Origin of the sequence: Caulobacter flavus (assembly GCF_003722335.1) — a bacterium.
Classification (GTDB): Bacteria; Pseudomonadota; Alphaproteobacteria; order Caulobacterales; family Caulobacteraceae; genus Caulobacter; species Caulobacter flavus.
On the sequence record NZ_CP026100.1, the window covers coordinates 4,359,219 to 4,381,845 of the forward strand.

Annotated in this window: 21 protein-coding genes; 14 read left to right on the forward strand and 7 right to left on the reverse strand. The window is 70.0% G+C overall.

The features are described from left to right. Positions 1-4 precede the first annotated feature (4 nt). From C1707_RS19805 to C1707_RS19845, 9 genes are all read left to right on the forward strand, one after another. Complete coding sequence (locus tag C1707_RS19805; RefSeq protein ID WP_101715659.1) at positions 5-805, forward strand: HpcH/HpaI aldolase/citrate lyase family protein; 801 nt, start codon at positions 5-7, stop codon at positions 803-805. A 17-nt stretch (positions 806-822) separates the two neighbouring features. Then, positions 823-1,344 (forward strand): MaoC family dehydratase, encoded by a 522-nt coding sequence (locus tag C1707_RS19810; protein ID WP_101715660.1) that lies wholly within the window; start codon positions 823-825, stop codon positions 1,342-1,344. Position 1,345: 1 nt separating this feature from the next. Next, positions 1,346-2,527 (forward strand): acyl-CoA dehydrogenase family protein, encoded by a 1,182-nt coding sequence (locus C1707_RS19815; RefSeq protein ID WP_101715661.1) that lies wholly within the window; start codon positions 1,346-1,348, stop codon positions 2,525-2,527. Continuing rightward, positions 2,527-3,699: a CaiB/BaiF CoA transferase family protein gene (locus tag C1707_RS19820; protein WP_101715662.1), complete on the forward strand. Its 1,173-nt coding sequence runs from the start codon at positions 2,527-2,529 to the stop codon at positions 3,697-3,699. Before C1707_RS19815 ends, C1707_RS19820 begins: the two co-directional genes overlap by 1 nt. Then, entirely contained in the window at positions 3,696-4,805 is a 1,110-nt protein-coding gene (locus tag C1707_RS19825) for a CaiB/BaiF CoA transferase family protein (RefSeq protein WP_101715663.1), read from the forward strand. Before C1707_RS19820 ends, C1707_RS19825 begins: the two co-directional genes overlap by 4 nt. Before the next feature lie 435 nt (positions 4,806-5,240). Continuing rightward, entirely contained in the window at positions 5,241-6,599 is a 1,359-nt protein-coding gene (locus C1707_RS19830; protein WP_101715664.1) for an MmgE/PrpD family protein, read from the forward strand. 16 nt (positions 6,600-6,615) lie between these two features. Beyond that, positions 6,616-8,013: a phenylacetate--CoA ligase family protein gene (locus C1707_RS19835; RefSeq protein WP_101715665.1), complete on the forward strand. Its 1,398-nt coding sequence runs from the start codon at positions 6,616-6,618 to the stop codon at positions 8,011-8,013. Position 8,014: 1 nt separating this feature from the next. Beyond that, positions 8,015-9,346 carry an amidase gene (locus tag C1707_RS19840; RefSeq protein ID WP_101715666.1) on the forward strand — a complete coding sequence of 444 codons (1,332 nt, stop codon included), beginning with the start codon at positions 8,015-8,017 and terminating at the stop codon, positions 9,344-9,346. After that, positions 9,343-10,125 (forward strand): enoyl-CoA hydratase/isomerase family protein, encoded by a 783-nt coding sequence (locus C1707_RS19845; protein WP_101715667.1) that lies wholly within the window; start codon positions 9,343-9,345, stop codon positions 10,123-10,125. Before C1707_RS19840 ends, C1707_RS19845 begins: the two co-directional genes overlap by 4 nt. 177 nt (positions 10,126-10,302) lie before the next feature. On the opposite strand, the gene C1707_RS19850 is transcribed toward C1707_RS19845, so the two are convergent. Beyond that, positions 10,303-11,025, reverse strand: coding sequence for a DUF3108 domain-containing protein (locus C1707_RS19850; RefSeq protein WP_101715668.1), 723 nt, complete (start codon positions 11,023-11,025; stop codon positions 10,303-10,305). A gap of 13 nt (positions 11,026-11,038) precedes the next feature. Continuing rightward, entirely contained in the window at positions 11,039-12,229 is a 1,191-nt protein-coding gene (locus tag C1707_RS19855) for an acyl-CoA dehydrogenase (protein ID WP_101715759.1), read from the reverse strand. Between the two features lie 123 nt (positions 12,230-12,352). On the opposite strand from C1707_RS19855, the gene C1707_RS19860 reads away from it, so the two are divergent. The 5 genes from C1707_RS19860 to C1707_RS19880 are packed head-to-tail and all read left to right on the forward strand — an operon-like array spanning position 12,353 to position 16,838. Continuing rightward, the gene (locus C1707_RS19860) at positions 12,353-13,648 is read left to right on the forward strand and encodes an aconitase/3-isopropylmalate dehydratase large subunit family protein (protein ID WP_101715669.1); all 1,296 of its coding nucleotides are present in this window, start codon (positions 12,353-12,355) and stop codon (positions 13,646-13,648) included. Then, positions 13,648-14,136: a LeuD/DmdB family oxidoreductase small subunit gene (locus tag C1707_RS19865; protein WP_240633755.1), complete on the forward strand. Its 489-nt coding sequence runs from the start codon at positions 13,648-13,650 to the stop codon at positions 14,134-14,136. Before C1707_RS19860 ends, C1707_RS19865 begins: the two co-directional genes overlap by 1 nt. Continuing rightward, positions 14,133-14,993 carry an isocitrate lyase/PEP mutase family protein gene (locus C1707_RS19870; RefSeq protein ID WP_101715670.1) on the forward strand — a complete coding sequence of 287 codons (861 nt, stop codon included), beginning with the start codon at positions 14,133-14,135 and terminating at the stop codon, positions 14,991-14,993. Before C1707_RS19865 ends, C1707_RS19870 begins: the two co-directional genes overlap by 4 nt. A gap of 17 nt (positions 14,994-15,010) precedes the next feature. Next, the gene (locus C1707_RS19875) at positions 15,011-15,955 is read left to right on the forward strand and encodes a polysaccharide deacetylase family protein (RefSeq protein WP_101715671.1); all 945 of its coding nucleotides are present in this window, start codon (positions 15,011-15,013) and stop codon (positions 15,953-15,955) included. Next, a complete protein-coding gene (locus C1707_RS19880; RefSeq protein WP_101715672.1) occupies positions 15,942-16,838 on the forward strand; it encodes a polysaccharide deacetylase family protein in 897 nt (298 codons plus the stop codon). Before C1707_RS19875 ends, C1707_RS19880 begins: the two co-directional genes overlap by 14 nt. 115 nt (positions 16,839-16,953) lie before the next feature. On the opposite strand, the gene C1707_RS19885 is transcribed toward C1707_RS19880, so the two are convergent. Genes C1707_RS19885 through C1707_RS19905 form a run of 5 tightly spaced genes read right to left on the reverse strand, consistent with a single transcriptional unit; the run spans position 16,954 to position 22,518 of the window. After that, positions 16,954-17,463, reverse strand: coding sequence for a GNAT family N-acetyltransferase (locus C1707_RS19885; RefSeq protein ID WP_101715673.1), 510 nt, complete (start codon positions 17,461-17,463; stop codon positions 16,954-16,956). 8 nt (positions 17,464-17,471) lie between these two features. Continuing rightward, positions 17,472-18,812 carry an N-succinylarginine dihydrolase gene (locus tag C1707_RS19890; protein ID WP_101715674.1) on the reverse strand — a complete coding sequence of 447 codons (1,341 nt, stop codon included), beginning with the start codon at positions 18,810-18,812 and terminating at the stop codon, positions 17,472-17,474. Then, positions 18,809-20,257, reverse strand: a complete 1,449-nt coding sequence (astD, locus tag C1707_RS19895) for a succinylglutamate-semialdehyde dehydrogenase (protein WP_101715675.1) — start codon at positions 20,255-20,257, stop codon at positions 18,809-18,811. Before astD ends, C1707_RS19890 begins: the two co-directional genes overlap by 4 nt. Further along, positions 20,254-21,258 carry an arginine N-succinyltransferase gene (locus C1707_RS19900; protein WP_101715676.1) on the reverse strand — a complete coding sequence of 335 codons (1,005 nt, stop codon included), beginning with the start codon at positions 21,256-21,258 and terminating at the stop codon, positions 20,254-20,256. The genes astD and C1707_RS19900 overlap by 4 nt, the downstream gene beginning before the upstream one ends. Continuing rightward, a complete protein-coding gene (locus C1707_RS19905; RefSeq protein ID WP_101715677.1) occupies positions 21,259-22,518 on the reverse strand; it encodes a hydrolase in 1,260 nt (419 codons plus the stop codon). Positions 22,519-22,627 lie beyond the last annotated feature (109 nt).

A 22,627-nucleotide genomic window follows, 5' to 3' on the forward strand; every position in this document is an offset into this window, starting at 1 on the left:
GCCTATGACCTTTCGCTCGCTGCTCTTCGTGCCCGGGACGCGCCCGGATCGCTTCGGCAAGGCGCTGGACGCCGGCGCCGACGCCGTCTGCATCGACCTGGAAGACGCCGTGCCGCCGGCCGGCAAGGCGCAGGCGCGGTCCGCCGCTCTCGCCTTCCTGACGGAACCTCGCACCGCCAGGGTCGGGCTGCGGATCAACGGCGTACGCACGCTGGAGGGGCTGAAGGACCTCGTCGCCCTGGTCGAGAGCCAGGCGCGCCCCGACTTCCTGATGATCCCGAAGGTCGCCGCGCCCGAAGACCTGCTGACGGCCGGGGAACTGCTGCCGGGCCTGCCCCTGTGGCCCGTGATCGAGTCGGCCGAGGGTCTGCGCCGGGCCTACGAGATCTGCGCCGCGCCCAGCGTGGCCGGCGCCCTGTTCGGCGGGGCGGACCTTTCGGCCGACCTGAGCTCGACCATGGACTGGGACGCCCTGCTGCTGGGGCGGAGCACGCTGGTCGCCGCCTGCGCCCGCTCGGGCCTGGCATCGCTGGACGTGCCGCACCTGAACCTTTCCGATCCCGACGACCTGACCGCCTCGACCCTGCGGGCCAAGGCCCTGGGCTTCACCGGCCGGTCCTGCATCCACCCGGCCCAGGTGGCCGCGGTGAACGCCGCCTACACCCCCTCGCCCGCCGAGGTCGAGCGCGCCCGGCGCGTGGTCGAGGCCTTCGACGCCGCCGGCGGGGCCGCTGCCCTGCTGGATGGCAAGCTGATCGAACTGCCGGTCATCCGCGCGGCCCGCCGCGTGCTCGACCGCGCTTAGTCCCTAGGAGAATCCCCGTGTCGCAGAACTGGAAAGAGGTCGGTCCTCAGCGCTACCGCGAGACCTTCGGCCGCTATTTCGAGGACTTCATCGTCGGCGACGTCTACGAGCACCGCCCCGGCAAGACGGTGACCGAGTACGACAACCACCTCTTCACCCTGCTGACGCTCAACACCCACCCGATGCACTTCGACGCCGAGTTCGCCAAGGCCTCGGAGTTCAAGAAGAACCTGGTGGTCAGCCCCTACACCCTGGCCCTGCTGATCGGCATGAGCGTGACCGACGTCTCGCAGAAGGCCATCGCCAACCTGGGCATGGACGAGGTGAAGTTCAGCGCCCCGGTGTTCGCCGGCGACACGATCTATGGCGAGAGCGAGGTGCTGGCCAAGCGCGAGAGCAAGTCGCGCCCCGGCCAGGGCATCGTCACCATCCTGACGACCGGCATCAACCAGGACGGCACGGTCGTCTGCACCTTCAAGCGCAACATGCTGATCCCGGCGCGCGGCCACGCCGTCGAGGACAAGGTCGGGAACTACTAGGATGAGCGAGATCTCCGAGGCCGACGAACGCGCCATCCTCGACGCCATCGACAAGTGGCTCGAGAAGAAGGTCGCCCCCGTGGCGATGAAGCTCGAGCACGACGACGAATACCCGCACGAGCTGGTCGAGGACATGAAGGACCTGGGCCTGTTCGGGGCCCTGATCGACCCCGAGTACGGCGGCCTTGGGCTTTCGGCCCTGACCTATTCGCGGATCGTCACCAGGATCAGCGCCGAGTGGATGAGCCTGACGGGCGTGTTCAACTCGCACCTGATGATGGCCATGGTCGTCCAGAAGTTCGGTACGCAGAAGCAAAAGGACTTCTGGCTGCCCCGCTTCGCCAGCGGCGAGATGCGCGGGTGCCTGGGCCTTACCGAGCCGGACGCCGGCACCGACCTCCAGGGCATCCGCACCACCGCCAGGCGCGACGGCGCCGACTACGTGGTCAACGGGACCAAGACCTGGATCACCAACGCCATCGAGGGCCACGTCTCGGCCCTGCTGGTAAAGACCGATCCCGAGGCCCAGCCGCGCCATAAGGGGATGAGCATGCTCATCACCCCCAAGATCGATCCGGTGACCCGCGTGCCCCTGCCGGGCGTGCAGAACGGTCGCAAGCTGGAGAAGCTGGGCTACAAGGGCATCGACAGCGGCGAGTTCGTGTTCGAGGACTATCGCTGCGACGCCGAGCTGTGCCTCGTCGGCGGCGAGGAGGGCCAGGGCTTCCTGATGGCCACCGGCGGTCTGGAGATCGGCCGCATCAACGTGGCCGCCCGCTCGGTCGGCATCGCCAGGCGCGCGCTGATGGAGAGCGTCAAGTACGCCCAGGTCCGCAAGACCATGGGCAAGCCGATCGCCCAGCACCAGGCCATCCAGCTGAAGCTGGGCGAGATGGGCGCCAAGACCCGTGCCTCGGAGCTGCTCGTGGAAGACGCCGCCAAGGCCTACGACCGCGGCGAGCGCGTCGACATGGAAGCCGGCATGGCCAAGTACTTCGCGTCGGAGACGGCGCTGGAGGTGGCCACCGAGGCCATGCGCATCCACGGCGCCTATGGCTACTCGAAGGAATATCCGATCGAGCGGCTGTTCCGCGACGCTCCGCTGATGTGCATCGGCGAAGGCACCAACGAGATGCAGCGGATCATCATCGCCCGCCAGCTCGTGGCTCGGAACCCGGTCTGATGTCTGGAGACGTTCGCCGCCCGCTCGCCGGGATCAAGGTGCTGGCCGTCGAGCAGTACGGCGCCGGTCCCTACGCCACTCAGCTGATGGCCGAACTGGGCGCGCAGGTCGTCAAGATCGAGGCCCCGGCCATGGGCGGCGACGTCAGCCGCGCCACCGGCCCGTTCTTTCTGGGCCAGGCCGACAGCCAGTTCTTCCAGACCTTCTCGCGGTCGAAGAAGTCCATCGCGCTGGACATCAAGACCCCCGAGGGCCGCGCGGCCTTCGAGCGTCTGGTGGCGGCCGCCGACATGGTGGTCGACAATCTGCGCGGCGACCAGCCGGGCAAGCTTTGCCTCACCTATGACGACCTGAAGGGCGTGAACCCCGCCATCGTCTGCGGCCACCTTTCCGCCTACGGGCGCGGCAACAGCCGGGCCGGCTGGCCGGGCTACGACTATCTGATGCAGGCCGAGGCCGGGCTGATGAGCCTGACCGGCGAGCCCGACGCCCCGCCAGCGCGGCTGGGCGTGTCGATGGTCGACTTCATGACCGGAACCATGCTGGCCTTCGGTGTGGTCAGCGCCCTGCTCTCGGCCCGCACCACGGGCGAAGGCTGCGACGTCGACGTCTCGCTGTTCGACGTTGCTTTGCACCAGCTGTCCTATCCCGCCGTCTGGGCGATGAACGAGGGCTACAAGGTCCAGCGCCTGCCGCGAGGCGCCCACCCGTCGATCGCGCCGTCGCAGGCGGTGAAGACGGCCGACGGCTGGGGCCTGGTCATGTGCCAGACCCCGAAGTTCTGGGAGGCGCTGTGCGACCTGGCCGGCGCCGCCGCGCTGAAGGCCGACCCGCGCTTCGCCGACATCCCCAGCCGCCACGCCAACCGTCCGGCGCTGAGCGAGGCCATGGACGCCCTGTTCGAAACCAGGACGACGGCCGACTGGACCGCCCTGCTGGGCGGCAAGGTGCCGTTCGCGCCGATCCTCGAGATGATGGACGCCCTGGACAATCCGTTCGTGGCCGAGGTCGGCATGCGCGACGTCGTCGCCCATCCTGACCGAGCGGAAGGCTTGGCCATGCTGGCCTGCCCCGTGAAGATCGGCGGCGAGCGGATGCCGGGTGCTCGCGCGCCCAAGCTCGGCGAGCACACCGACGAAATCTTGAAATCCATTGGGGGAGCATCTTCGTGAAGCTGGAAGGCGTCCGCGTTCTCGACCTGTCGTTCTTCCTGCCGGGGCCGATGCTGACCCTGATGATGGCCGACCACGGCGCGGACGTGCTGAAGGTCGAGCCGCCCGGCGAGGGCGATCCCGCCCGCGAGATCGGCTACCGCAAGAACGGGACGAGCGTCTGGTTCCGCAACACCAGCCGCGGCAAGCGCAGCATCCAGGTGGATCTGAAGTCCGCCGAGGGCCGCGCGCTGCTCCTCGATCTGGCCGCGGAGGCCGACGTGGTGGTCGAGGCCTTCCGGCCCGGCGTGATCGGCCGCCTGGGCTTCGACTACGAGGCGGTGAAGGCACGCAATCCGGGCATCGTCTATTTGGCGATCTCGGCCTTCGGCCAGACCGGTCCCTATCGCGACCGCCCCGCCCACGACATCGCGGTGCAGGCCCTGGCCGGCATGGTGTCGCTCAGCGAAGGCTTTGACGGCAAGCCCACCCCACCCAACATGCCCGTGGCCGACGCCCTGGCCTCGCTCACTGCCCTGTCGGGCGTGCTGATGGCCCTGCTGCGGCGCGAGAAGACGGGCCTGGGCGACTACCTGGACGTGGCCATGTACGACAGCCTGCTGGCCTGGACGCCCAACGTCACCGGCAAGATCTTCGCCACCGGCGAGGCGCACGTACCGAAAGACGAACGCTCGTGGGGCGGCAACGCCATGTACGGCCTCTACGAATGCGCCGACGGCCAATGGATCTGCCTGGGCGGCTCGGAGCTGAAGTTCGCCCGCAACCTGCTGGCGGGTCTGGAGCGCCTCGATCTGCTGCCCTACGCCGAGCTTCAGCCCGGCCCTGGCCAGGAGCCGCTGCGGGCCTTCCTGCGCGAGGCCTTCATCACCAGGAGCCGGGCCGAATGGGAAGCCTGGTTCGACGGCCGCGACGTCTGCTTCGCCCCCGTCCGCACCCTCAAGGAAGCCTTCGACGATCCTGCCATGGCCGCGCGGGGCATGCTGTCGCGCGACGCCGAGGGCAACGAGATCGTCGGCACGCCTATCCTGTTCAACCGGGAGCCCGCGGTGATCGACCCGGCTCCCCCCGCTCTGGGCGCGGGCCCGGCGGGCTGGCGGACGCGGTAGGCATCATCGGCATCCAGGCTGGGCGCCTGTCGAAGGGCGAGGTTTTCGCCTGACACGCTGAGCCGATCCAACCTGGGCGCGCCCCCTCAAAAGCTTGTCATCCCGGCCAGAGCTCCGGGATGACAAGTCCGAGTTTGAGGAAGACGTCAGGAGCCCGTCCGCTCGCGTTCCATCTGATCGAGCAGCATGGGCCCGGCTTCCATCATCAGGAACGCGGTTGTCAGCAACAACAGAACGCGCATCAGCATGGCGGCTCTCCTGTATCGCGGACAATCCCCCCGGAAGGTCCGCCAACGGAAGGCTGAACCCGTCTCGCCCGCGCGTGACGGGGATTTGACGTTTGGCCGACAGGCGGACAGCCGCACCGCTGTCCGCTGTGCGCGCAAACCGGTAGGCCGATCCGAGACGCGCCGAAGCCGCTGCTAGCGTCGCCCCATGACCGCCGCCGCCGAAGCCCTCGTCGACCACGCCCTATCCCTGCGCTGGGACGCCCTGCCCGCCGCCGTCCAGGCCGACGCCAGACGACTGCTGCACGACGCCGTGGCCGTGGGCGCGGCCGGCGCCGGCGCGACCTATTCCGGCGCCATCCTCACAGCCGCGCGCGGCTGGGGCGGTGAAGGCCAGGGGCTGGTGCTTGGCCGTCCGGGCGTGCGTCTGCCGCCGGCGCAGGCGGCCTTCGTCAACGCCTTCCAGCTGCATGGCCAGGAGTACGACTCCGTACACGAGCAGGCCGTGCTGCATCCGCTGCCGACCATCGTGCCGGCCCTGATCGCCGAGCTTGATCGTTCGGGGCCCTACACAGGCGAAGAGGTGCTGGCGGCCATGGTCGCCGGCGTCGACGTGGCCATCGCGCTGGGGGTCGCTGCAACGACCGCCCTGCGCTTCTTCCGGCCGGCCACGGCGGGGGTGTTCGGCGCGACGGCGGCCCTGGCGCGGCTGAAGCGCCTGCCGTGCCAGACGGCGATGGACGCCATGGGCTACGCCCTGGCCTTCGCCAGCGGCACGATGCAGGCCCACACCGAGGGCAAGCCCGCCCTGCCCGTTCAGGTCGCCGCGGCCGCCCGCTCGGCCCTGCAGGCGATCGACGTGGCGGAGGCCGGCCTGCCGGGGCCGCGCGACTGGCTGGAGGGACCGTTCGGCTACCTACCGCTGTTCGAGGCGGGGTTCGACCTCAAACCGGTGCTGGCGGACCTCAGGAGCCGCCATCGCATCGCCGAGGTCTCCTGCAAGCCCTTCCCGACCGGCCGCGCCTGCCATGGCGGCCTGGTCGCCGTGCGCAAACTGGCGACGGAGCACGGCGTAGCGCCCGCCGATCTTGCGAGCCTGACCTACTCGGCCCCGCCGCTGATCCGTCATCTGGTCGGCCGTGTCGCCAAGCCGGAGATGGACACGGCCTATGCCCGCCTGTGCCTGCCCTATCTGGCCGCCGTGATGCTGGCTCGCGGTCGCGTGGACCTGGACGACTACACGCCCCAGCGGCTGAACGAGCCCGAGGTGCTGGCCCTGGCCGCGCGCATCGTCGTCGAGAGCGACGGCAATCCAGATCCCGCCGCCTTCGTGCCCGCCCGTGCGATCGCCCTCCTGAAGGACGGCCGCGAGATCGCCTTGGACGTCACATCCCAGCTCGGCTCGCCCGACTTCCCGATGAGCCGCGACGAGCATCTGGAAAAGGCCCGCTCGTGCCTGGCCTTCGTCGGCATGGAGGCGGTCCACGCGCCCCTGACCGACCTCTTCGACCGCTTCGACACCCTGGCCGACGCCCGCGAGGCCTTCCTCCTCGCCAGCGGCGGCTGAGTTCCCAAGGTTAAGCATGTCCCACCAGACCTACTGGCAGTCGCTCGACTACCCCGCCATCGTCGCCGACCACCCGATCGGCGAGGCGTTCACGCGCTTCGCCACGACCACCAGCCGCGATGAGCTGCGAGCGCTGCAGAACCGCCTGTTCCTGCGCTGCGTGGATCGCGCCTGGAAGACGCCCTTCTATCAGCGCCTGTGGGGCTCGGCGGGCGTCGAGCCCGGCGACATCCGTTCGCTGGACGACCTGCAGAGGCTTCCCAGCTTCGACAAGTCCGACATCATGGCCTCGCTGGAACAGGCCCCGCCGTTCGGCGACTTCGCCGGCTTCGAGGGCTATCCCGAAGGCCGGCGACCGCCCGTGATGCTGCACACCACCTCGGGCACCACCGGCTCGCCCCAGGTGCTGCTGTTCGGCCCCAAGAGCCGCGAGGTGCAGAGCCTGCTGCTGGCCCGAAACTACCAGTTCCAGGGCCTGGCTCCGGACGACGTGGTCCATTCGGTCTACGGTCACGGCATGATCAACGGCGGCCACTATGTGCGCGAGGCCGTCACCCGCTGGACCAGCGCCGTCTTCCTGTCGGCCGGCACGGGCGTCGAAACCCGTTCGGCCCAGCAGGTCGAGATCATGAAGCGCTTTGGGGCCACCGTGCTGGTGGGCTTTGGCGACTATCTCAAGAAGCTGGCCGATACCGCCGTCGAGATGGGCATCGAGCCTGGCCGCGACATTCCCGTGCGGCTGATCTCGGCGCACCTGGGCCGCGAGGACCGCGCCGCGATGGAGAAGGCCTGGGGCGGCGCCAAGTGCTTCGACTGGTACGGCGTGGGCGACACCGGCCTGATCGCCGGCGAGGGTCCCGACCGGGACGGCCTCTACGTCCACGAGGACGCCCACTACCTGGAGATCTGCGATATCGACACCGGCGCGGCCGTTGCGCCCGGCGAACTGGGCGACATGGTCGTCACCTGCCTGTTCAAGGACGACCTCTATCCGCTGATCCGCTTCAACACCCACGACGTGACGCGGGCGATCCCCAAGCCCTCGTCGATCGACGTCGTGTTCCAGCGGATCGAGGGCTTCCTCGGGCGCTCGGACAACATGGTCAAGATCCGCGGGATCAACATCTTCCCGCAGGGAGTCGGCGCGATGCTTGAGCACGCGCCGGGCTTCGCCGGCGAGTTCATCTGCCGCGCGCGCCGCGACGCCACGGGCCGCGACAGCTTCGCCGTCACCGCCGAGACCACGGCGCCGACTGACGAATGGCGAGATATCGCGGGCTTCTACGGCGAGATCCTAAAGCGCAAGATCGGCATCGAGGTCGAGGTCGAACTGGCCCCCAAGGGCGCGACGGCGGGCCTGACCCAGATCGACGTGCGCCAGAAGCCGATCCGCCTGATCGACGAGCGCTACTGAGGTGACAGGCTTCTCCGACCCAATCGTCGCCGCTGGCGTCGCGGGCCTGCCGGCGCTCTACGCAAGCGGCGTCAGCCCAGTCGACGTGACCGAGGCCTATCTGGCGCGGATCGAACGGCTCGATCCCGCGATCAACGCCGTGGTCGAGCTCGATGCGGCCGGCGCCCGTGCGGAGGCGCGGGCCAGCGCCCGGCGCTGGGCGGAGGGAAAGGCGCGTTCGCCGATCGACGGCGCGCCGATCGCCGTAAAGGCCAACATCGGCGTCGAGGGACTGGTCCACAGCGCCGGGATCAAGGCCTACGCCCGCAACGTCGCGCCGGTCGACGCGGCCTGCGTGGCGCGGCTGCGCGCCGCCGGCGCGGCGATCCTCGGCACGCTGAACATGCACGAGGCCGCGCTGGGCGCGACCAACGACAACGCTTTCCTGGGCCGCTGCACCAACCCGCACCGCGCCGGGTTCACGCCCGGCGGCTCTTCGGGCGGCTCGGCGGCGGCCGTGGCGGCCGGGCTGTGCGCCGCGGCGCTGGGCACCGACACCATGGGCAGCGTGCGGCTGCCGTCGTCCTATTGCGGCGTGGTCGGCTACAAGCCCGCGCTGGGCGCGATCTCGACGGAGGGCGTCACGGCCCTGTCCTGGACGCTCGACCATGTGGGCGTGCACGCCCGATCGGCCGAGGACGCGGCGCTGGTGGCGCGCGCCTGCGGCGTCGGAGAGGTCGCTGCGGCCGAGAATCGGCCGCTGGCGGTTCTCGACCTCGACGGTCTTGTGACGCTGGAACCGGCGGTGGCCGAGGGCTTCGCGCGGACGCTGGACGATCTGACCAGCGCCGGCTGGCGACTGGAACGGCTGCGGATCGAGGATCTGGACCTCGGCGCCCTGCGGCGCGCGGGTCTGCTTATCAGCGAAGTCGAGGGCGGGATCGAGCACCGTCGCGCCCTCGCGCTGGATCCGGAAGGCTTCACCCCGGAACTTCGCTCGCTGCTGGCTTGGGGCGCGCGCCAGACCCCGGCCAGGCTCGCAGAGGCCTATCGGCTGCTGACTGAGACGAGGCGTAAAATTCTAGTCACGACAGCACCATACGCCGGGATCCTGACCCCGACGACGCCGCAGCAGGCCTTCGCCTTCGACGGAGCCATCCCAGCCAGCCAGGCCGACCTGACGGCCTTGGGCAACGTGCTGGGCGCGCCGACCTATGCCCTGCCCAGCGGCGAAGCGAATGGCCTGCCCCTGTCGCTGCACCTGATCGGCAGGGCCGAAGGCGCTACCCAGGCCCTGGCCGCGCGCCTGTCGCAGGCCCTGCCGTCCGCCACCGTTCCGGAGGCTTTCCGATGACCGCCTACGCCGACGGCGCCCTGACCCTGTCGGTCGACGGCGAGGTCGCGACCCTGGCCTTCGACCGGCCGGCCAAGCGTAACGCCATCACACTGGCCATGTGGCGCGCCCTGCCCGAGGCCTGCGTGGCCTTCACCGCTTCCGACGCCAAGGTGCTGGTCGTGACGGGACGCGGCGGACACTTTGCCGCCGGCGCCGACATCGGCGAGTTCGAGGCGGTCTATGCGACGCCGCAAAGCGCCGCCGACTACAATGCCGCCATCGCGGCCGGGATCGGCGCGATCGCGGGGCTGGAGAAGCCTGTCATCGCGGCCATCGAAGGCGCCTGCGTCGGCGGCGGCCTGGCCGTCGCCCTGGCCTGCGACCTGCGGATCGCCGCGCCGAACGCGCGCCTGGCGATCACGCCGGCCAAGCTCGGCCTCACCTACAGCCTCGAAGACACCAAGCGCCTGGTGGACGCCGTCGGCGCTTCGGCGGCCCGGGACATCCTGTTCACGGGGAGACTGCTAGGCGCTGACGAAGCGCTGCGGCTGGCTCTCGTCGACGCGGTAGAAGCTGACATCCAGACCGCCGTCGCGACCAAGGCGGCCGAGATAGCGGCGGCCTCGCAGCGCTCGGTGCGGGCGATCAAGGCGACGATCCGGGCGATCCTGTCCGGGGCGGTCGAGGACGACGCCGCGACACGAGCAGCCTTCGTGGCGTCGGTCACGTCGCCGGACTTCATCGAGGGGCGCTCGGCGTTCCTGGAGAAGCGGAAAGCCGTATTTCCCGAGCGGTAAGCGTCGCCTAGCCCGGCGATCTCACCCAAACTGCCTTCCTGGGCCTTGTGCCCAGGATCCATGGTTCAACCGCTCAGACCTCGACAGGATCGCCAAGGTCTGAGCGGTCGCCTGCATAGGCCCTCGCCACAGAGGCGAGGGAAGCAAATGGCCTTGTGGAGAGCAGGCAGAGCCTCCCTACCGCTCCAGCTCCACCAGTTCGTACCAGGTCTGCATGTACCCGCCGACGCCGCCCTTCACGAACAGGGAGTGCTCGTCGGCCGTGACCCACATGTCGTAGGTCGGGTGCTCGCCGTCCTTGCTGACCATGCCGCCATCCTCGCCGAGGAAGCGGAACCTGCGGCAGGCGAAGGTCCCGGCCGGGGTCGTGGTCTCCTCCTCGCCGACATATTCCAGCGTGATGCTGCTCTCGATGATCTGCGGCGGCGTCGCGCCCCGATGGTCGACCGACGGCAGGAAGATGCGGAGCTTGCGCTTGTGCGGCCCCCTGGCAACGTCCATCACCCTGCAGATATAGGCGTCGCCGATGATCGGATGGGTGCCGAAGCCATCGAAGAAGCCGCCGGTCGGCATCTTCTGCGACAGGCGGCCGATCGACGGGCCGTAGCTCTCGCACTCGATGAAGTCTTCCGCGAACCGGAACCAGCCCGAGCCCATGAAGCGGTCGCCCACCGTCAGGCGCAGGTGCAGGTCCATCGGCCGGCCGTTCTCGTCCAGCGAATAGATGGCGTCGCGCAGGACGGCAGGATCGGGCTCGTCGATCTCGCACTGGGCGCGGATCGTGACCTTGCCGTCGGTGTGGCGGGTCATGGCGAAATGCTCGCGGCCCCGCTCCTGGCCTTCCCGGCCAGGCTTGCGCGAGGTGTAGAGGATCTTGCCGCGGATGGTCTGGTGCTGCATCGCCCGCCCTTCCCTAGAACGCCGCCAGGCCAGTGATCGCCCGGCCCAGGATCAGGGCGTGCACGTCCGCCGCGCCCTCGTAGGTGTTGACCGTCTCGAGGTTGGCGGCGTGGCGCATCACGTGGCTCGCGCCGGAGATGCCGGCCCCGCCGTGGATGTCGCGGGCCTCGCGGGCGATGATCAGGGCCTTGCCGCAGTTGTTGCGCTTCATCAGGCTGATGGCTTCCGGGACCCAGTCGCCGGCGTCGAGGCGGCGGCCCAGGGCCAGCGCCCCCTCGAAGCCTAGGGCGATCTCGGTCTGCATGTCTGCCAGCTTCTTCTGGATCAGCTGACGCGCGGCCAGAGGACGGCCGAACACCACGCGGTCGGCGACATAGGCCGCGCTGGTCTCCAGGCAGAAGCGCGCCGCGCCCATCGCGCCCCAGGCGATGCCGTAACGGGCCTTGTTGAGGCACGAGAACGGCCCGCGCAGGCCCTTCACGCCCGGCAGGATGGCGTCGTCGGCAACCAGCACGTCCTGCAGCACGATCTCGCCGGTGATCGAAGCGCGCAGGCTGAGCTTGTCGTCGATCTTGGGGGTCGAGAAGCCTTCGGCCCCGCGCTCCACCAGGAAGCCCCGGATCTCGCCGTCGAGCTTGGCCCAGACCACCGCCACGTCGGCGATCGGGCTGTTGGTGATCCACATCTTGGCGCCGTTGAGCACGTAGCCGCCGTCGACCTTGCGGGCCACGGTGCGCATCGAGCCTGGATCCGAGCCGCCGTCGGCCTCGGTGAGGCCGAAGCAGCCGATCAGCTCGCCGCGAGCCATGCCCGGCAGCCACTTGCGCTTCTGCTCTTCCGAGCCGAAGGCGTAGATCGGGTACATGACCAGCGAGGACTGCACGCTCATGGCCGAGCGATAACCGCTGTCGACAGCCTCGATCTCGGCGGCGATCAGGCCGTAGGCCACGTGGCTGACGGCCGCGCCGCCGTATTCCTCCGGCAGGGTCGCGCCCAGCAGGCCAAGCTCGCCCATCTCCTTCATGATCTCGCGGTCGAAGCGGCCGTCGGCATAGGCCGCCACCACCCGGGGCAGCAGTTGCTCCTGGGCGTAGGCGCGGGCGGCGTCGCGGATCAGGCGCTCGTCCTCGGTCAGGCGGGCGTCGAGGGCGAGCGGGTCGCGCCAGTCGAAGGCGGGGATGGTGCGGGCGGCGTCGAGGGGCATGGCCGAGAAGTCCTCCGGCGGCCGGAAATGACCGCACAGCAATTGATCTGAACTTCCGCCTTTCTAGCCGGGGGCCTCGCGCCTACCCCGATCAGCGCTGGATTTGACCGGGAGGCGATTAGGTTGGTTGGCCAATCAGGCGGAAGGACTCTCGTCGAGAAGGTGATCGCCAAGGCCGCGGGCCTGCCGAGCGTGCGCGCCGGCGACCTAGTCACGGCCAAGGTGGATCTGGCCTTCGCGCACGACAGCAGCGGCCCGCGCCGCTGGCGTCCGCTGCTGGAAGAGCTGGGCGTGGGCCTGTGGGATCCGTCCAAGGTGGCCATCGTCTCGGACCACTACGTGCCGGCCGTCGACGCGGAATCGGCGGCGATCCTGAAGTCCACCCGCGACTTCGCCCGCGACTATGGCGTCGGCGCCTTCTTCGACATGGTCGGCATCTGCCACCTCGTGCTGCCCGAGCACGGCCTGATCCGTCCGGGCGCCTTCATCGCGGGCGGCGACAGCCATACGCCGACGGCCGGCGCCTTCGGGGCCTATGCGGCCGGCTACGGCGCCACAGACATGGCCGCCATCGCCGCCACCGGCGAAACTTGGCTCGCCGTGCCCGAAACTATCCGCGTCGAGTGGACCGGAAGCTTCGCGCCCGGCGTCACGGCCAAGGACGTCATGCTGTTCCTGTGCAGGGAACTGGGCATGGACAACGCCTTCAAGGCCGTGGAATTCGCCGGCCCGCTCGTGGAGGCCATGCCGATGGCCGAGCGCATGGTGCTGGCCAACATGGCCGCCGAACTGGGCGCCGAGACCGGGGTCGTGGCCCCCGACGCCGTGACCTTCGCCTATCTGGCCGCACGCGGCGCGCCCGTGACCGACGAGGCCGGAGCGCTGGCCCTGCATTCCGACGGCGACGCGTCCTATGCCGCCGTTCACCGCTTCGACGCCTCGGTCCTGGCCCCGCAGATCGCCTCCCCGCATTCACCGGCCAACACCCGCGACGCCGCCGAGTTCGGCGAGGTCCGCATCGACCAGGCCTATATCGGCGCCTGCGTCGGGGCCAAGATCGAGGATCTGCGGATGGCCGCCGACGTGCTGAAAGGCCGTCGCGTGGCGCCCGGCGTGCGGCTGCTGGTGGCCCCTGGCTCGGCCCGCACGGCGGAACTGGCCGCTCGCGAAGGCGTCATGGAGACCCTGCTGGCCGCCGGGGCTGTGCTGATGCCGTCGGGCTGCGGCGCCTGCGCTGGCATGGGCGCTGGGATCCTGGCCGAGGGCGAGACCTGCATCTCGTCGACCAACCGCAACTTCCAGGGTCGCATGGGCCACGCGGGGGCCAACGTTTATCTCGGCTCGCCCTACGCTGTGGCCGCCGCCGCGACGGCCGGCCGCATCGTCGATCCCCGCCCCTATCTGACGGGAGCCGCCTGATGCCCCGCGCCTTCGTCTTCGGCGACGCTGTCGACACCGACCTGCTGGCCCCAGGCAACCTGATGAAGCTGCCGCCAGCGGAGCTGGCGCAGCACTGCCTGCGGGCCATCGCGCCGGACTTCGCATCTACCGTTCAGCCCGGCGACGTTGTGTTCGCCGGCGCCAATTTCGGCCTCGGCTCGTCGCGCGAGCAGGCGGCCGTCTCCCTACGCCTTTTGGGCGTCTCGGCGGTGCTGGCGACTTCGTTCGCCCGCATCTTCTACCGAAACGCCATCAACCTCGGCTTGCCGGCCTTCGTGTTTCCCCAGGTCGGCGAGGTGAGCGACGGCGATCGGATCTCTTTGGATCCGGTCGCCGGACGTCTCGAAAACATCACCACGGGCAAGGTCTACGCCCTGACGCCGATCCCGCCGCACCTGATGGCGATGATCGAGGACGGCGGCCTGATCCCGCACCTGAAACGCCGACTGAAGGGAGCCGCCGCATGAGCCTGCGCGCCCGCCTCGCCCAAGACACGCCCCTGCTGGCCCCCGGGGCCTACGACGCCCTTTCGGCCCTACTGGTCGAGCAGGCCGGCTTCGAGGCGATCTACCTTTCGGGCGCCTCGATCGCCTACACCCAGCTGGGCCGGCCCGACATCGGCCTCGTCTCGTTCGATCAGGTCGCCGACGTCGTGGGCCGCGTGTCCGAGCGTGTTCGCCTGCCGCTCATCGTCGATGGCGACACGGGCTTCGGCAACGCCGTCAACGTCCAGCGCACGGTGCGGATCTTCGAGCGCATGGGCGCCTCGGCGATCCAGCTAGAGGACCAGACCTTCCCCAAGAAGTGCGGCCACCTGGCCGACAAGAGCCTGGTCCCGACCGCCGAGATGGCCGGCAAGATCCGCGCGGCCCTGGACGCCCGGGCCAGCGAAGAGACCCTGATCATCGCCCGAACGGACGCCATCGGCGTCGAAGGCTTCGAGGCCGCGCTCGACCGCGCGCACGCCTATGTCGAGGCCGGGGCCGACGTGCTGTTCGTCGAGGCCCCGCGCTCCATCGGCGAGATGAGCGCCATCGCCCACGCTTTCGCCGGCCGCGCGCCGCTGCTGGCCAACATGGTAGAGGGCGGCAAGACCCCTCTGCTGGACGTCAATGAACTGGGCCGCATCGGCTTCAAGCTGGTGATCTCGCCCGGCGCCCTGGTGCGGGCCCTGGTGCCGGCGGCCGAGGCCTTCCTCGCCAGCCTGAAGGCCAACGGCGCGACCCGTCCGTTCGCAGAGCGGATGATCGACATGGGCGGCGTGAACGACCGCATCGGCCTTGCTGATATGGCCAGGACCGGCGCGGCCTACGCCGCCGGCTGAGTCTGGAGGCGTAACCGATGCAGGCCGATCCCAACCTCTACGACCACTGGCCCTATCGCGACCGGCCCAAGATCGTCTGGCCAGGCGGCAAGAAGCTGGCCTTCTGGATCGCGCCCAACATCGAATATTACGAGTTCGATCCGCCCAAGAACCCGCAACGTCCCGGCTGGCCCAAGCCTTCGCCGGACGTGGTGGGCTATTCTCAGCGCGACTGGGGCAACCGGGTCGGACACTGGCGGCTGATGGAGCTGCTCGACAAGTACGGCATGCGCGGCTCGATCTCGCTGTCCGTCGGCCTGCTCGACCACCATCCGGAGATCATCGAGGCCTGCGTGGCGCGGGACTGGGAGTTCTTCAGCCACGGCATCTACAACACCCGCTTCTCCTACGGCATGGACGAGGCCCAGGAGCGGGCCGTGATCGAGGACTCCATCCGTTCGGTCGAGGCCGCCACCGGCCAGCGCATCCGCGGCTATCTGGCGCCGGCCCTGACCCACACCGAGAAGACCTTCGACCTGCTGGCCGAAAACGACTTCTGGTACACCTGCGACCTCTTCCAGGACGACCAGCCCCAGCCGGTGAAGACCAAAACCGGCAAGCTGATCTCGATGCCCTATTCGCTGGAGGTCAACGACGTCATCACCTACGGCGCGCTGTCGATGAGCCCCTGGCGCTACGCCGACGTGCTCAAGCGTCACTTCGACCAGTTGCTGGAAGAAGGCGACAAGTCGGGCACGGTGATGTGCATCCCGCTGCACGCCTATCTGGTCAGCCAGCCGCACCGCATCCGGCCCTTCGAAGACGCCCTGCGCCACATCGCCGGCCACGACGAGGTGTGGATCACGACGGCCCGCGAGATCGCTCAGCACTATCGCGACAACTACTTCGACCAGACCGTGGCCGACATCGCCGCGCGCGGCCTGGCGACGCCGGGAACGGGGTTTGACCATGCCGCTGCCTGACGAGCACCTGACCTACCCGCACAGGTCCTACGGCATGGACCAGGACCGCTACGCCTGGCGGCCCGCGACCGAGCGCGCGCCTATCGCCTGGCCGAACGGCGCGGCGCTGGCGACGATGATCGTCGTGCCGATCGAGCACCATCCGCTGAACCCGCCGGGCAAGCCGTTCAAGCACCCCGGCGCCATGGTCACGCCCTATCCGGACCTGCGCCACTACACGACCCGCGACTACGGCAACCGCGTGGGCGTCTACCGCATCCTCGACGCCTTGAAGGCGGCCGGGATGAAGGCGACCTTCCCGATCAACGCCGACCAGTTGGAGCGGCTGAAGCCCCTGGTCGAGGCCATCCTCGCCGATGGCCACGAGATCGCGGCCTACGGCCTGTCGACCACCCACATCCACTGGGGCGGGCTCGACCGCGAGACCGAGGCCGCCTGGGTGGCGGAAGCGCGCGCGCGGTTCGACGCGGCGGGTCTGCAGCCGCGCGCGTGGCTCAGCCCGGCGCGACAGCAGTCGTTCGCGACGCTGGACCTGATCCGCGCGGCCGGCTTCGAGATCTGCCTCGACTGGGAGCAGGACGAGGTTCCCGCAGCGATGGACACGGAAGCCGGCGAGATCATCGGCCTGCCGCTTTCCAACGAACTCGACGACCGCGCCCTGACGATCGACCGCCGCCAGACCGAGGACGAATGGGCCAGCCAGGTGCTGGAGGCGGCCGACTATCTCGCCGGCGGCGCCGGGCGGTTCGGCGGCCGGGTGCTGGGCTTTACCTTGACCCCCTATGTGACGGGCCAGCCGTTCCGGGTCTCGGCCCTGCGGCGATTGCTGGCGGGGCTGGGGGCGATGGGAGTGTGGTCGGCGACGGCGAGCGAGTTGGCGTAACCGCCTCCGCCCCCTCAGTCGCTCCGCGAAAGCTCCCCCAGAGGGGGAGCATCTTGGCACCTCGAGATCCTCCCCCTCTGGGTCAGGTGGCCCAGAGGGCCGGAGGGGTCCTCGGTCAGTCGAGGATCAACCCCATCGCGATGTCGTCCTCGAATGTCCCGTCCGGAAAGCGCCCGCGCTTCTCCAGTCGGCCCTCGATCCTGAACCCCAGCCGCTCATAGAGCCGCAGCGCTCCCGCGTTTCCCGCTCCGGCGTTCAGCTCCACGCGCACGATCGGCGGATCCATCGCCCGTGCGGCCGCGAACAGCGCCTGGAACAGGGCCGAGCCGACGCCCCTGCCCCGCCAGTCCGGATGCACCGCCACGGTCAGGTCCGACAGCACATGCGAGAACAGCTTCACCGGAATGCGGACCGCGTGGATCTCGCCCACGACCGTCCCCGCCGCATCGACCGCAACCAGCCCAACGCCGTCCGCCAGGGCCTCGTGCAGTATGCGGTCGATATAGGCGTCGGTGATCTCTTCGGGGCGCCGCGCGATGCCGCCGGGCATGGCGGCGGTGGCGCGATGGACGGCCGCGATCGGGATCGCGTCATAGGACCGGGTCGGCCGGATCGAGAAGCTCATGCGACCCCCTAGAAAGGCCTCTGGAACGGATAGAAGCCGCCGCCGAGGTCGAGGATCGTGGTCAGTTCGTCGAGCGCCTCGCGGCTCTCGACCAGCAGCGACGGATCGGCGAGGTCGGCCGGGGCCAGGCGGTCCCGATAGCGGCGCGTCCCCCAGTCGGCGAGGCGCTCGTGCAGGGCCGCGTCGAAACGCTGGGCGCCGTTGGCCGCGGCCAGTTCGTCGTCGGTCAGCACCACCCGCAGCCGCAGGCAGGCCGGCCCGCCGCCGTTGCGCATGCTCTGGCGCACGTCGGCGTATTCCACCCGGCCGATCGGGCCGTTGGAGGCGACCAGTCCCTCGGCCACGGCGCGGGCGCGCGGGTTGTCGCGGGTTTCGCCCGGAGCCAGCAGCACCAGCCGGTCCTCGCCGGGCAGGACGAGAAGCTGGGAATTGAAGAGGTAGCTCCTCACCAGATCCTCGATCGGCAGGTCGGCCTCGGACACCTCGACGAACACCGGCTCGAACAGTCCCTCGGCGGCGCGGCGGACTTCGGCTTCCATGGCCGCACGATCCTCGAACGCGGCCTCGTGGAAGAACAGGGTCTCGCGCGTGCCGACGCAGACGACGTCGTTGTGGAAGGCCCCGCCGGCGATGGCGCGGCGGCCCTGGCGGGGTAAGACGGCGCGGGCGGCGGCGTGGCGGCGCTGGATCGCCTCGAACGCCTCGCGGGTCTGACGGGCCGGATAGGCGCCGCTCCAGTGCTCCCAGGCCTCGCGCCCCCAGACGAACAGGTTCACCCCCGGCGCGCCGTGCTCGGCGCACAGCCGCACGTGGTTGGCCGCGCCCTCGTCGGCGAAGTGCGGCTGGGCCGGCAGCGGATCGTGGACGGCGAAGCGGGCTTCGTCCGGGAACAGGCGGCGCAGGGCCCGGGCGGTCTGCGGGCCTTCCAGGCTGCGATGCAGGTTGGTCAGCAGATTGGCCGGCGTGAAGTGCACACGGCCGTCGGCCGTATCGGCGCTGGGCGTGACGGTGGCGGCGTTGGCGGCCCACATCGGCGAGGCCGAGCAGGCCGCAGCGGCCAGGGCCGGCGCGGTCTTCCACGCCGCCTCGATGACGGCGGCGTCGGAGCCGGCGAAGCCGATCGACTTCAGGAAGCCCGCCGCCGGTCGTTCGTGCGGCGGCAGCACGAACTGCGGCACGCCCCAGTCGGCCAGCCGCCGCATCTTCGACAGCCCCTCCAGCACCGCCGCGCGCGGGTCGGAGACCTGGCCGGCGTTGACCTGGCTGGCGATGTTGCCCGGCGACAGCCCGACATAGGAGTGGGTCGGCCCCACGAGGCCGTCGCAATTGGCCTCGACCGCGCCGCTCATGGACGCAGACCCTTGATGTCGCCGGTGGTGTCGAGCACCGCCCCGGCCTCGAAGCTGGCGACTGGATAGGCGCAATAGTCGGCGGCGTAGTAGGCGCTGGGACGGTGGTTGCCCGAGGCTCCCAGGCCGCCGAATGGCATGGTCCCGGCCGCGCCGGTGGTTGGACGGTTGAGGTTGACGACGCCGGCCCGGATCCGGGCGGCAAACCGGTCCCACAGCGCCGGGTTCTCGCTGACCAGCCCCGCCGACAGGCCATAGCGAGTAGCGTTGGCGGCGGCCAGGGCTTCGTCGAATGACGCGACGCGGCGCACCTGCAGGATCGGGGCGAAGATCTCCTCGTCGGGGACGTCGACGCCCGTGACGTCGATCAGGCCCGGCGAGACGAAGGCGCCCGAGAGGCCTTCTACACGGCCGGGTTCGAGCAGGCGGACACCCTCGATCCGCCCGGCGGCCGCCAAGGCGTGGCCGGCCGCCCGCTCGGAGATCAGCGGCCCCATGAAGGGCTCCTCGCCGTTCCATGGACCGATCGACAGGCGCGGCGCCAGCGCCAGCACCGCGTCCATGATCGCCTGCCCCTCGGATCCTTCAGGCACGATCAGCCGGCGCGCGCACGAACAGCGCTGGCCGGTGGTGATGAAGGCCGACTGCGCCACCAGCGCCGCCACGGCAGCCGGATCGCCGGCCTGCCAGGCCACCAGCGGATTGTTGCCGCCCAGTTCCAGGGCCAGGATCACGTCCGGCCGGTCGGCGAAATGACGACGGAAGAAGGTCCCGGCCTGGGCCGAACCGGTGAACAGCAGGCCGTCGATCTCCTGGTCGATCAGCGCTTGGCCGACCTCGCGCCCGCCCTGCACCAGATTGACGACGCCGGCGGGCGCGCCTGCCGCCTCCAGCGCCTCGACCAGCATCTGGCCTGCCAGGGGCGTCTCTTCCGACGGCTTGAAGACCACGGTGTCGCCCGCCAGCAGGGCCGGCACGATGTGGCCGTTGGGCAAATGGCCTGGAAAGTTGAACGGCCCCAGCACCGCCATGACGCCGTGCGGCCGGTGACGCAGCACCGCGCGACCGAACGGCATGGCGTTCTCGGCCACGCCCGTGCGTTCGTCGTAGGCCTTGATCGAGGCGTCGACCTTGCCCGCCATCGAAGCGATCTCGGCCTTGGTCTCCCACAGCGCCTTGCCGGTCTCGCGGCTCAGGGCCTCGGCGTAGGGTCCGGCGCGCTCGAGCAGAACTTCCTTGTAGCGGCGCAGGATGGCGATGCGCGCCTCGCGCGGCAGGTCGGCCCACGGGTGAAAAGCCTTGCGAGCCGCGGCAACGGCGGCCTCGACGTCGGCGGACGACGCCGTCGCCTCGCGCCAGACGACTTCCCCGGTCGCCGGATCGGTGGAGACCGCTTCGGGCCCCTGCCCGCTCTTCCAGCCCCCGTCGATGAACACGCCGCTCATGCCTTCACCCGCACATGGTCGCCTTCGCCGACGCCCAGGGCGTCGGCCGCCGCGCGATCGAGGATCGCCGCTTCGCCGTCGATCAGGACGGCCGCCCGCACTGCCCGGAAGCGCGAAACCTCGGTGCTTGAGATCAGCGCCTCCTCGCCGAAGGCGTCCTCGCCGATCTTTACCCGCAGGCGTCGGGCGTCGCGCACCGTGCGGATGTCGTCGCGCGGCGCGGCCACGGTCGGACCGGCGTCGAACAGGTCGACGAGGCCCTGGTAGCGGAAGCCCTCGCGCTCGAGCATGGCTCGCGCGGCCTCGCCGTCGCGGTGCACCTTGCCGATGACGTCGCGGGCGGCCGGAGCCAGCAGCTCGGTATAGATCGGGTGGCGCGGCGCCAGGTCGAGTATGAACTGGCCGTTGGTCGAAGCGCTCATCAGGTCGGCCTGGTCGAAGTCGAGCCGGAAGAACTTGCTGGCCAGGTGCTCCCAGAACGGACAGGAGCCTTCGTCGTCGAACCAGCCGCGCAGCTCGGCCAGCACCATCTCGGAAAAGCGCTGCGGCTCGATGCCGATCAGCATGTAGCGCGACTGGGCCAGCAGCCGGCCGGCCCCGCCCTTGCGCTTCTCCGGCCGCAGGAACAGCGAGCCGACCTCGGACCACCCCGCGCACTCGTTCACCAGCACCAGCGCCTTGTGGTCAAAGCGCATCTCCAGCACGGGCGAGGATTGGGCCAGGGTGACGACCCGGAACGAGAAGAACGGCCGCTTGATGCCGACCGCGGCCTTGACGCCGGCGACGCCGTCGACGACGCCGGTCTCCAGGTCCTCCAGCATCAGGGTGTACCAGGCCTCCAGCGGCGCGACGCCGGCCTGGAAGCTGGCCTCCGACAGGGCCAGGCGCTCGCGCAGCGTCGGCTCGTCCTCGGGCAGGCTGGTGAAGCCTCGCCCCGACAGCACGGCCAGCTCCATCAGGGACTCGAAATCCGCCGATCCGGCGGGACGCACGACGAGCATTCAGAGGGTCTCCGGCATGGCGGCCATGGCCGCGCGGATCGCGTGGGCGTCGATGTCGCCGTTCGCCAGTTTCATCAGGGTCAGGGCCGACAGCTGCGCGCGCTCGACGAAGCTGGCGGGCCAGGCGTGTTCGGCCTCGCTGTGGATGTCGCCGCCGCGCACGCCCAGGCTGTCGATGTTGGGCAGTCCCGAGGCGAAGAGGTTGTTGCCTTCGCAGACCCCGCCCGAAGGCTTCCAGGCGATGTCCTGGCCCAGCAGGGCGCCGACCTCCTTCACCGCTCCGAACAGCCGCTGCTGGGCGGCGTTGAACGGTTTGGCGCCGCGCGTGATGCGGCCGTGCAGGTGGGCGTGCAGGCCGTCAGCGGAGGTCGAGGCGACGATGCCCGCGATCTCGCCTTCCAGCCAGGCGGCGTCGGCGGCCGAAGGGAAGCGGACATTGAACCGAAGCACGGCGATGTCGGGCACCATGTTCAGCGGCGCGCCGCCGTCGATCTTGGCCACGTTCAGCGTGACGCCGTCGCGAAGACCGTTGAGAGCGTGCAGGGCCTGGGCCAGCCGCGCGGCCTCCATCACGGCGTTGCGACCGGCGGCGAAGTCACGACCAGCGTGCGCGGCCCGGCCGTGGACCACGACGTGGAAATTGCCCGATCCCTTGCGCACGCTGGCCAGCGCGCCGTCGGCCAGGGCCGGCTCGTAGGTCAGGCCCACGTGGCCCAGACGCGCGAAGTCGGCCAGGACCGGAGCCGAGGCGATGGAGCCGATCTCCTCGTCGGGCGAAATCAGCACGCGGTAGCCCAGATTGCCGGCCTTGGGATGGCGCTCGAACGCCTCCAGCGCGCCCAGCATCACCGACAGGCCGCCCTTCATGTCGGCGATGCCTGGACCATGCAGCGCGCCGTCTGGGCGGGTGCTGACGGTCTGGAAGCCGGATGTTTCGGGATAGACGGTGTCGTAGTGGCCGGTCAGCACGACCTGAACGGGCGCTTCTGGGCGAACCACGACGGCTATGGCCGGCGGATGGAGCTGCTCGACCTGACGGCCGTCGGCGGCGATCTCGGGCGAGGCGGTCAGCGGCGCCTCGACCGGCGCGGCCGGCAGGGTCGAGAAGGCCTCGACCAGAATCTGCCTTTGCCGTTCCAGGCCCGCGAGGTGGCGGCTGCCTGAGTTGATGGCGCACCATGCGACGGCCCGGTCGATCATCCGGGGCCCGTCGGCGGCCAAACTCCCCAGGACAGCCCGATCTTCGTCGTCGATCCGCATGGATTCGCTGTCTCCCTTGGCCAAAGCCTAGTCCAGGGAGCGCGGGCAAAACGTTGTTTCCTTTAGCGAGGAAACCGCGCGCCGACGCAAAGCCTTGCCCAGGAGCGGG

Bases quoted from the DNA above. Each gene is read 5' to 3' on its own strand.
- C1707_RS19845 (WP_101715667.1), top strand. From the start codon at position 9,343: ATGACCGCCTACGCCGACGGCGCCCTGACCCTGTCGGTCGACGGCGAG.
- C1707_RS19865 (WP_240633755.1), top strand. From the start codon at position 13,648: ATGCCCCGCGCCTTCGTCTTCGGCGACGCTGTCGACACCGACCTGCTG.
- C1707_RS19835 (WP_101715665.1), top strand. From the start codon at position 6,616: ATGTCCCACCAGACCTACTGGCAGTCGCTCGACTACCCCGCCATCGTC.
- C1707_RS19875 (WP_101715671.1), top strand. From the start codon at position 15,011: ATGCAGGCCGATCCCAACCTCTACGACCACTGGCCCTATCGCGACCGG.
- C1707_RS19805 (WP_101715659.1), top strand. From the start codon at position 5: ATGACCTTTCGCTCGCTGCTCTTCGTGCCCGGGACGCGCCCGGATCGC.
- C1707_RS19815 (WP_101715661.1), top strand. From the start codon at position 1,346: ATGAGCGAGATCTCCGAGGCCGACGAACGCGCCATCCTCGACGCCATC.
- C1707_RS19900 (WP_101715676.1), bottom strand. From the start codon at position 21,258: ATGCTCGTCGTGCGTCCCGCCGGATCGGCGGATTTCGAGTCCCTGATG.
- C1707_RS19880 (WP_101715672.1), top strand. From the start codon at position 15,942: ATGCCGCTGCCTGACGAGCACCTGACCTACCCGCACAGGTCCTACGGC.
- C1707_RS19820 (WP_101715662.1), top strand. From the start codon at position 2,527: ATGTCTGGAGACGTTCGCCGCCCGCTCGCCGGGATCAAGGTGCTGGCC.
- C1707_RS19905 (WP_101715677.1), bottom strand. From the start codon at position 22,518: ATGCGGATCGACGACGAAGATCGGGCTGTCCTGGGGAGTTTGGCCGCC.
- astD (WP_101715675.1), bottom strand. From the start codon at position 20,257: ATGAGCGGCGTGTTCATCGACGGGGGCTGGAAGAGCGGGCAGGGGCCC.
- C1707_RS19830 (WP_101715664.1), top strand. From the start codon at position 5,241: ATGACCGCCGCCGCCGAAGCCCTCGTCGACCACGCCCTATCCCTGCGC.
- C1707_RS19885 (WP_101715673.1), bottom strand. From the start codon at position 17,463: ATGAGCTTCTCGATCCGGCCGACCCGGTCCTATGACGCGATCCCGATC.
- C1707_RS19855 (WP_101715759.1), bottom strand. From the start codon at position 12,229: ATGCCCCTCGACGCCGCCCGCACCATCCCCGCCTTCGACTGGCGCGAC.
- C1707_RS19850 (WP_101715668.1), bottom strand. From the start codon at position 11,025: ATGCAGCACCAGACCATCCGCGGCAAGATCCTCTACACCTCGCGCAAG.
- C1707_RS19870 (WP_101715670.1), top strand. From the start codon at position 14,133: ATGAGCCTGCGCGCCCGCCTCGCCCAAGACACGCCCCTGCTGGCCCCC.
- C1707_RS19890 (WP_101715674.1), bottom strand. From the start codon at position 18,812: ATGAGCGGCGCGGTCGAGGCCAATTGCGACGGCCTCGTGGGGCCGACC.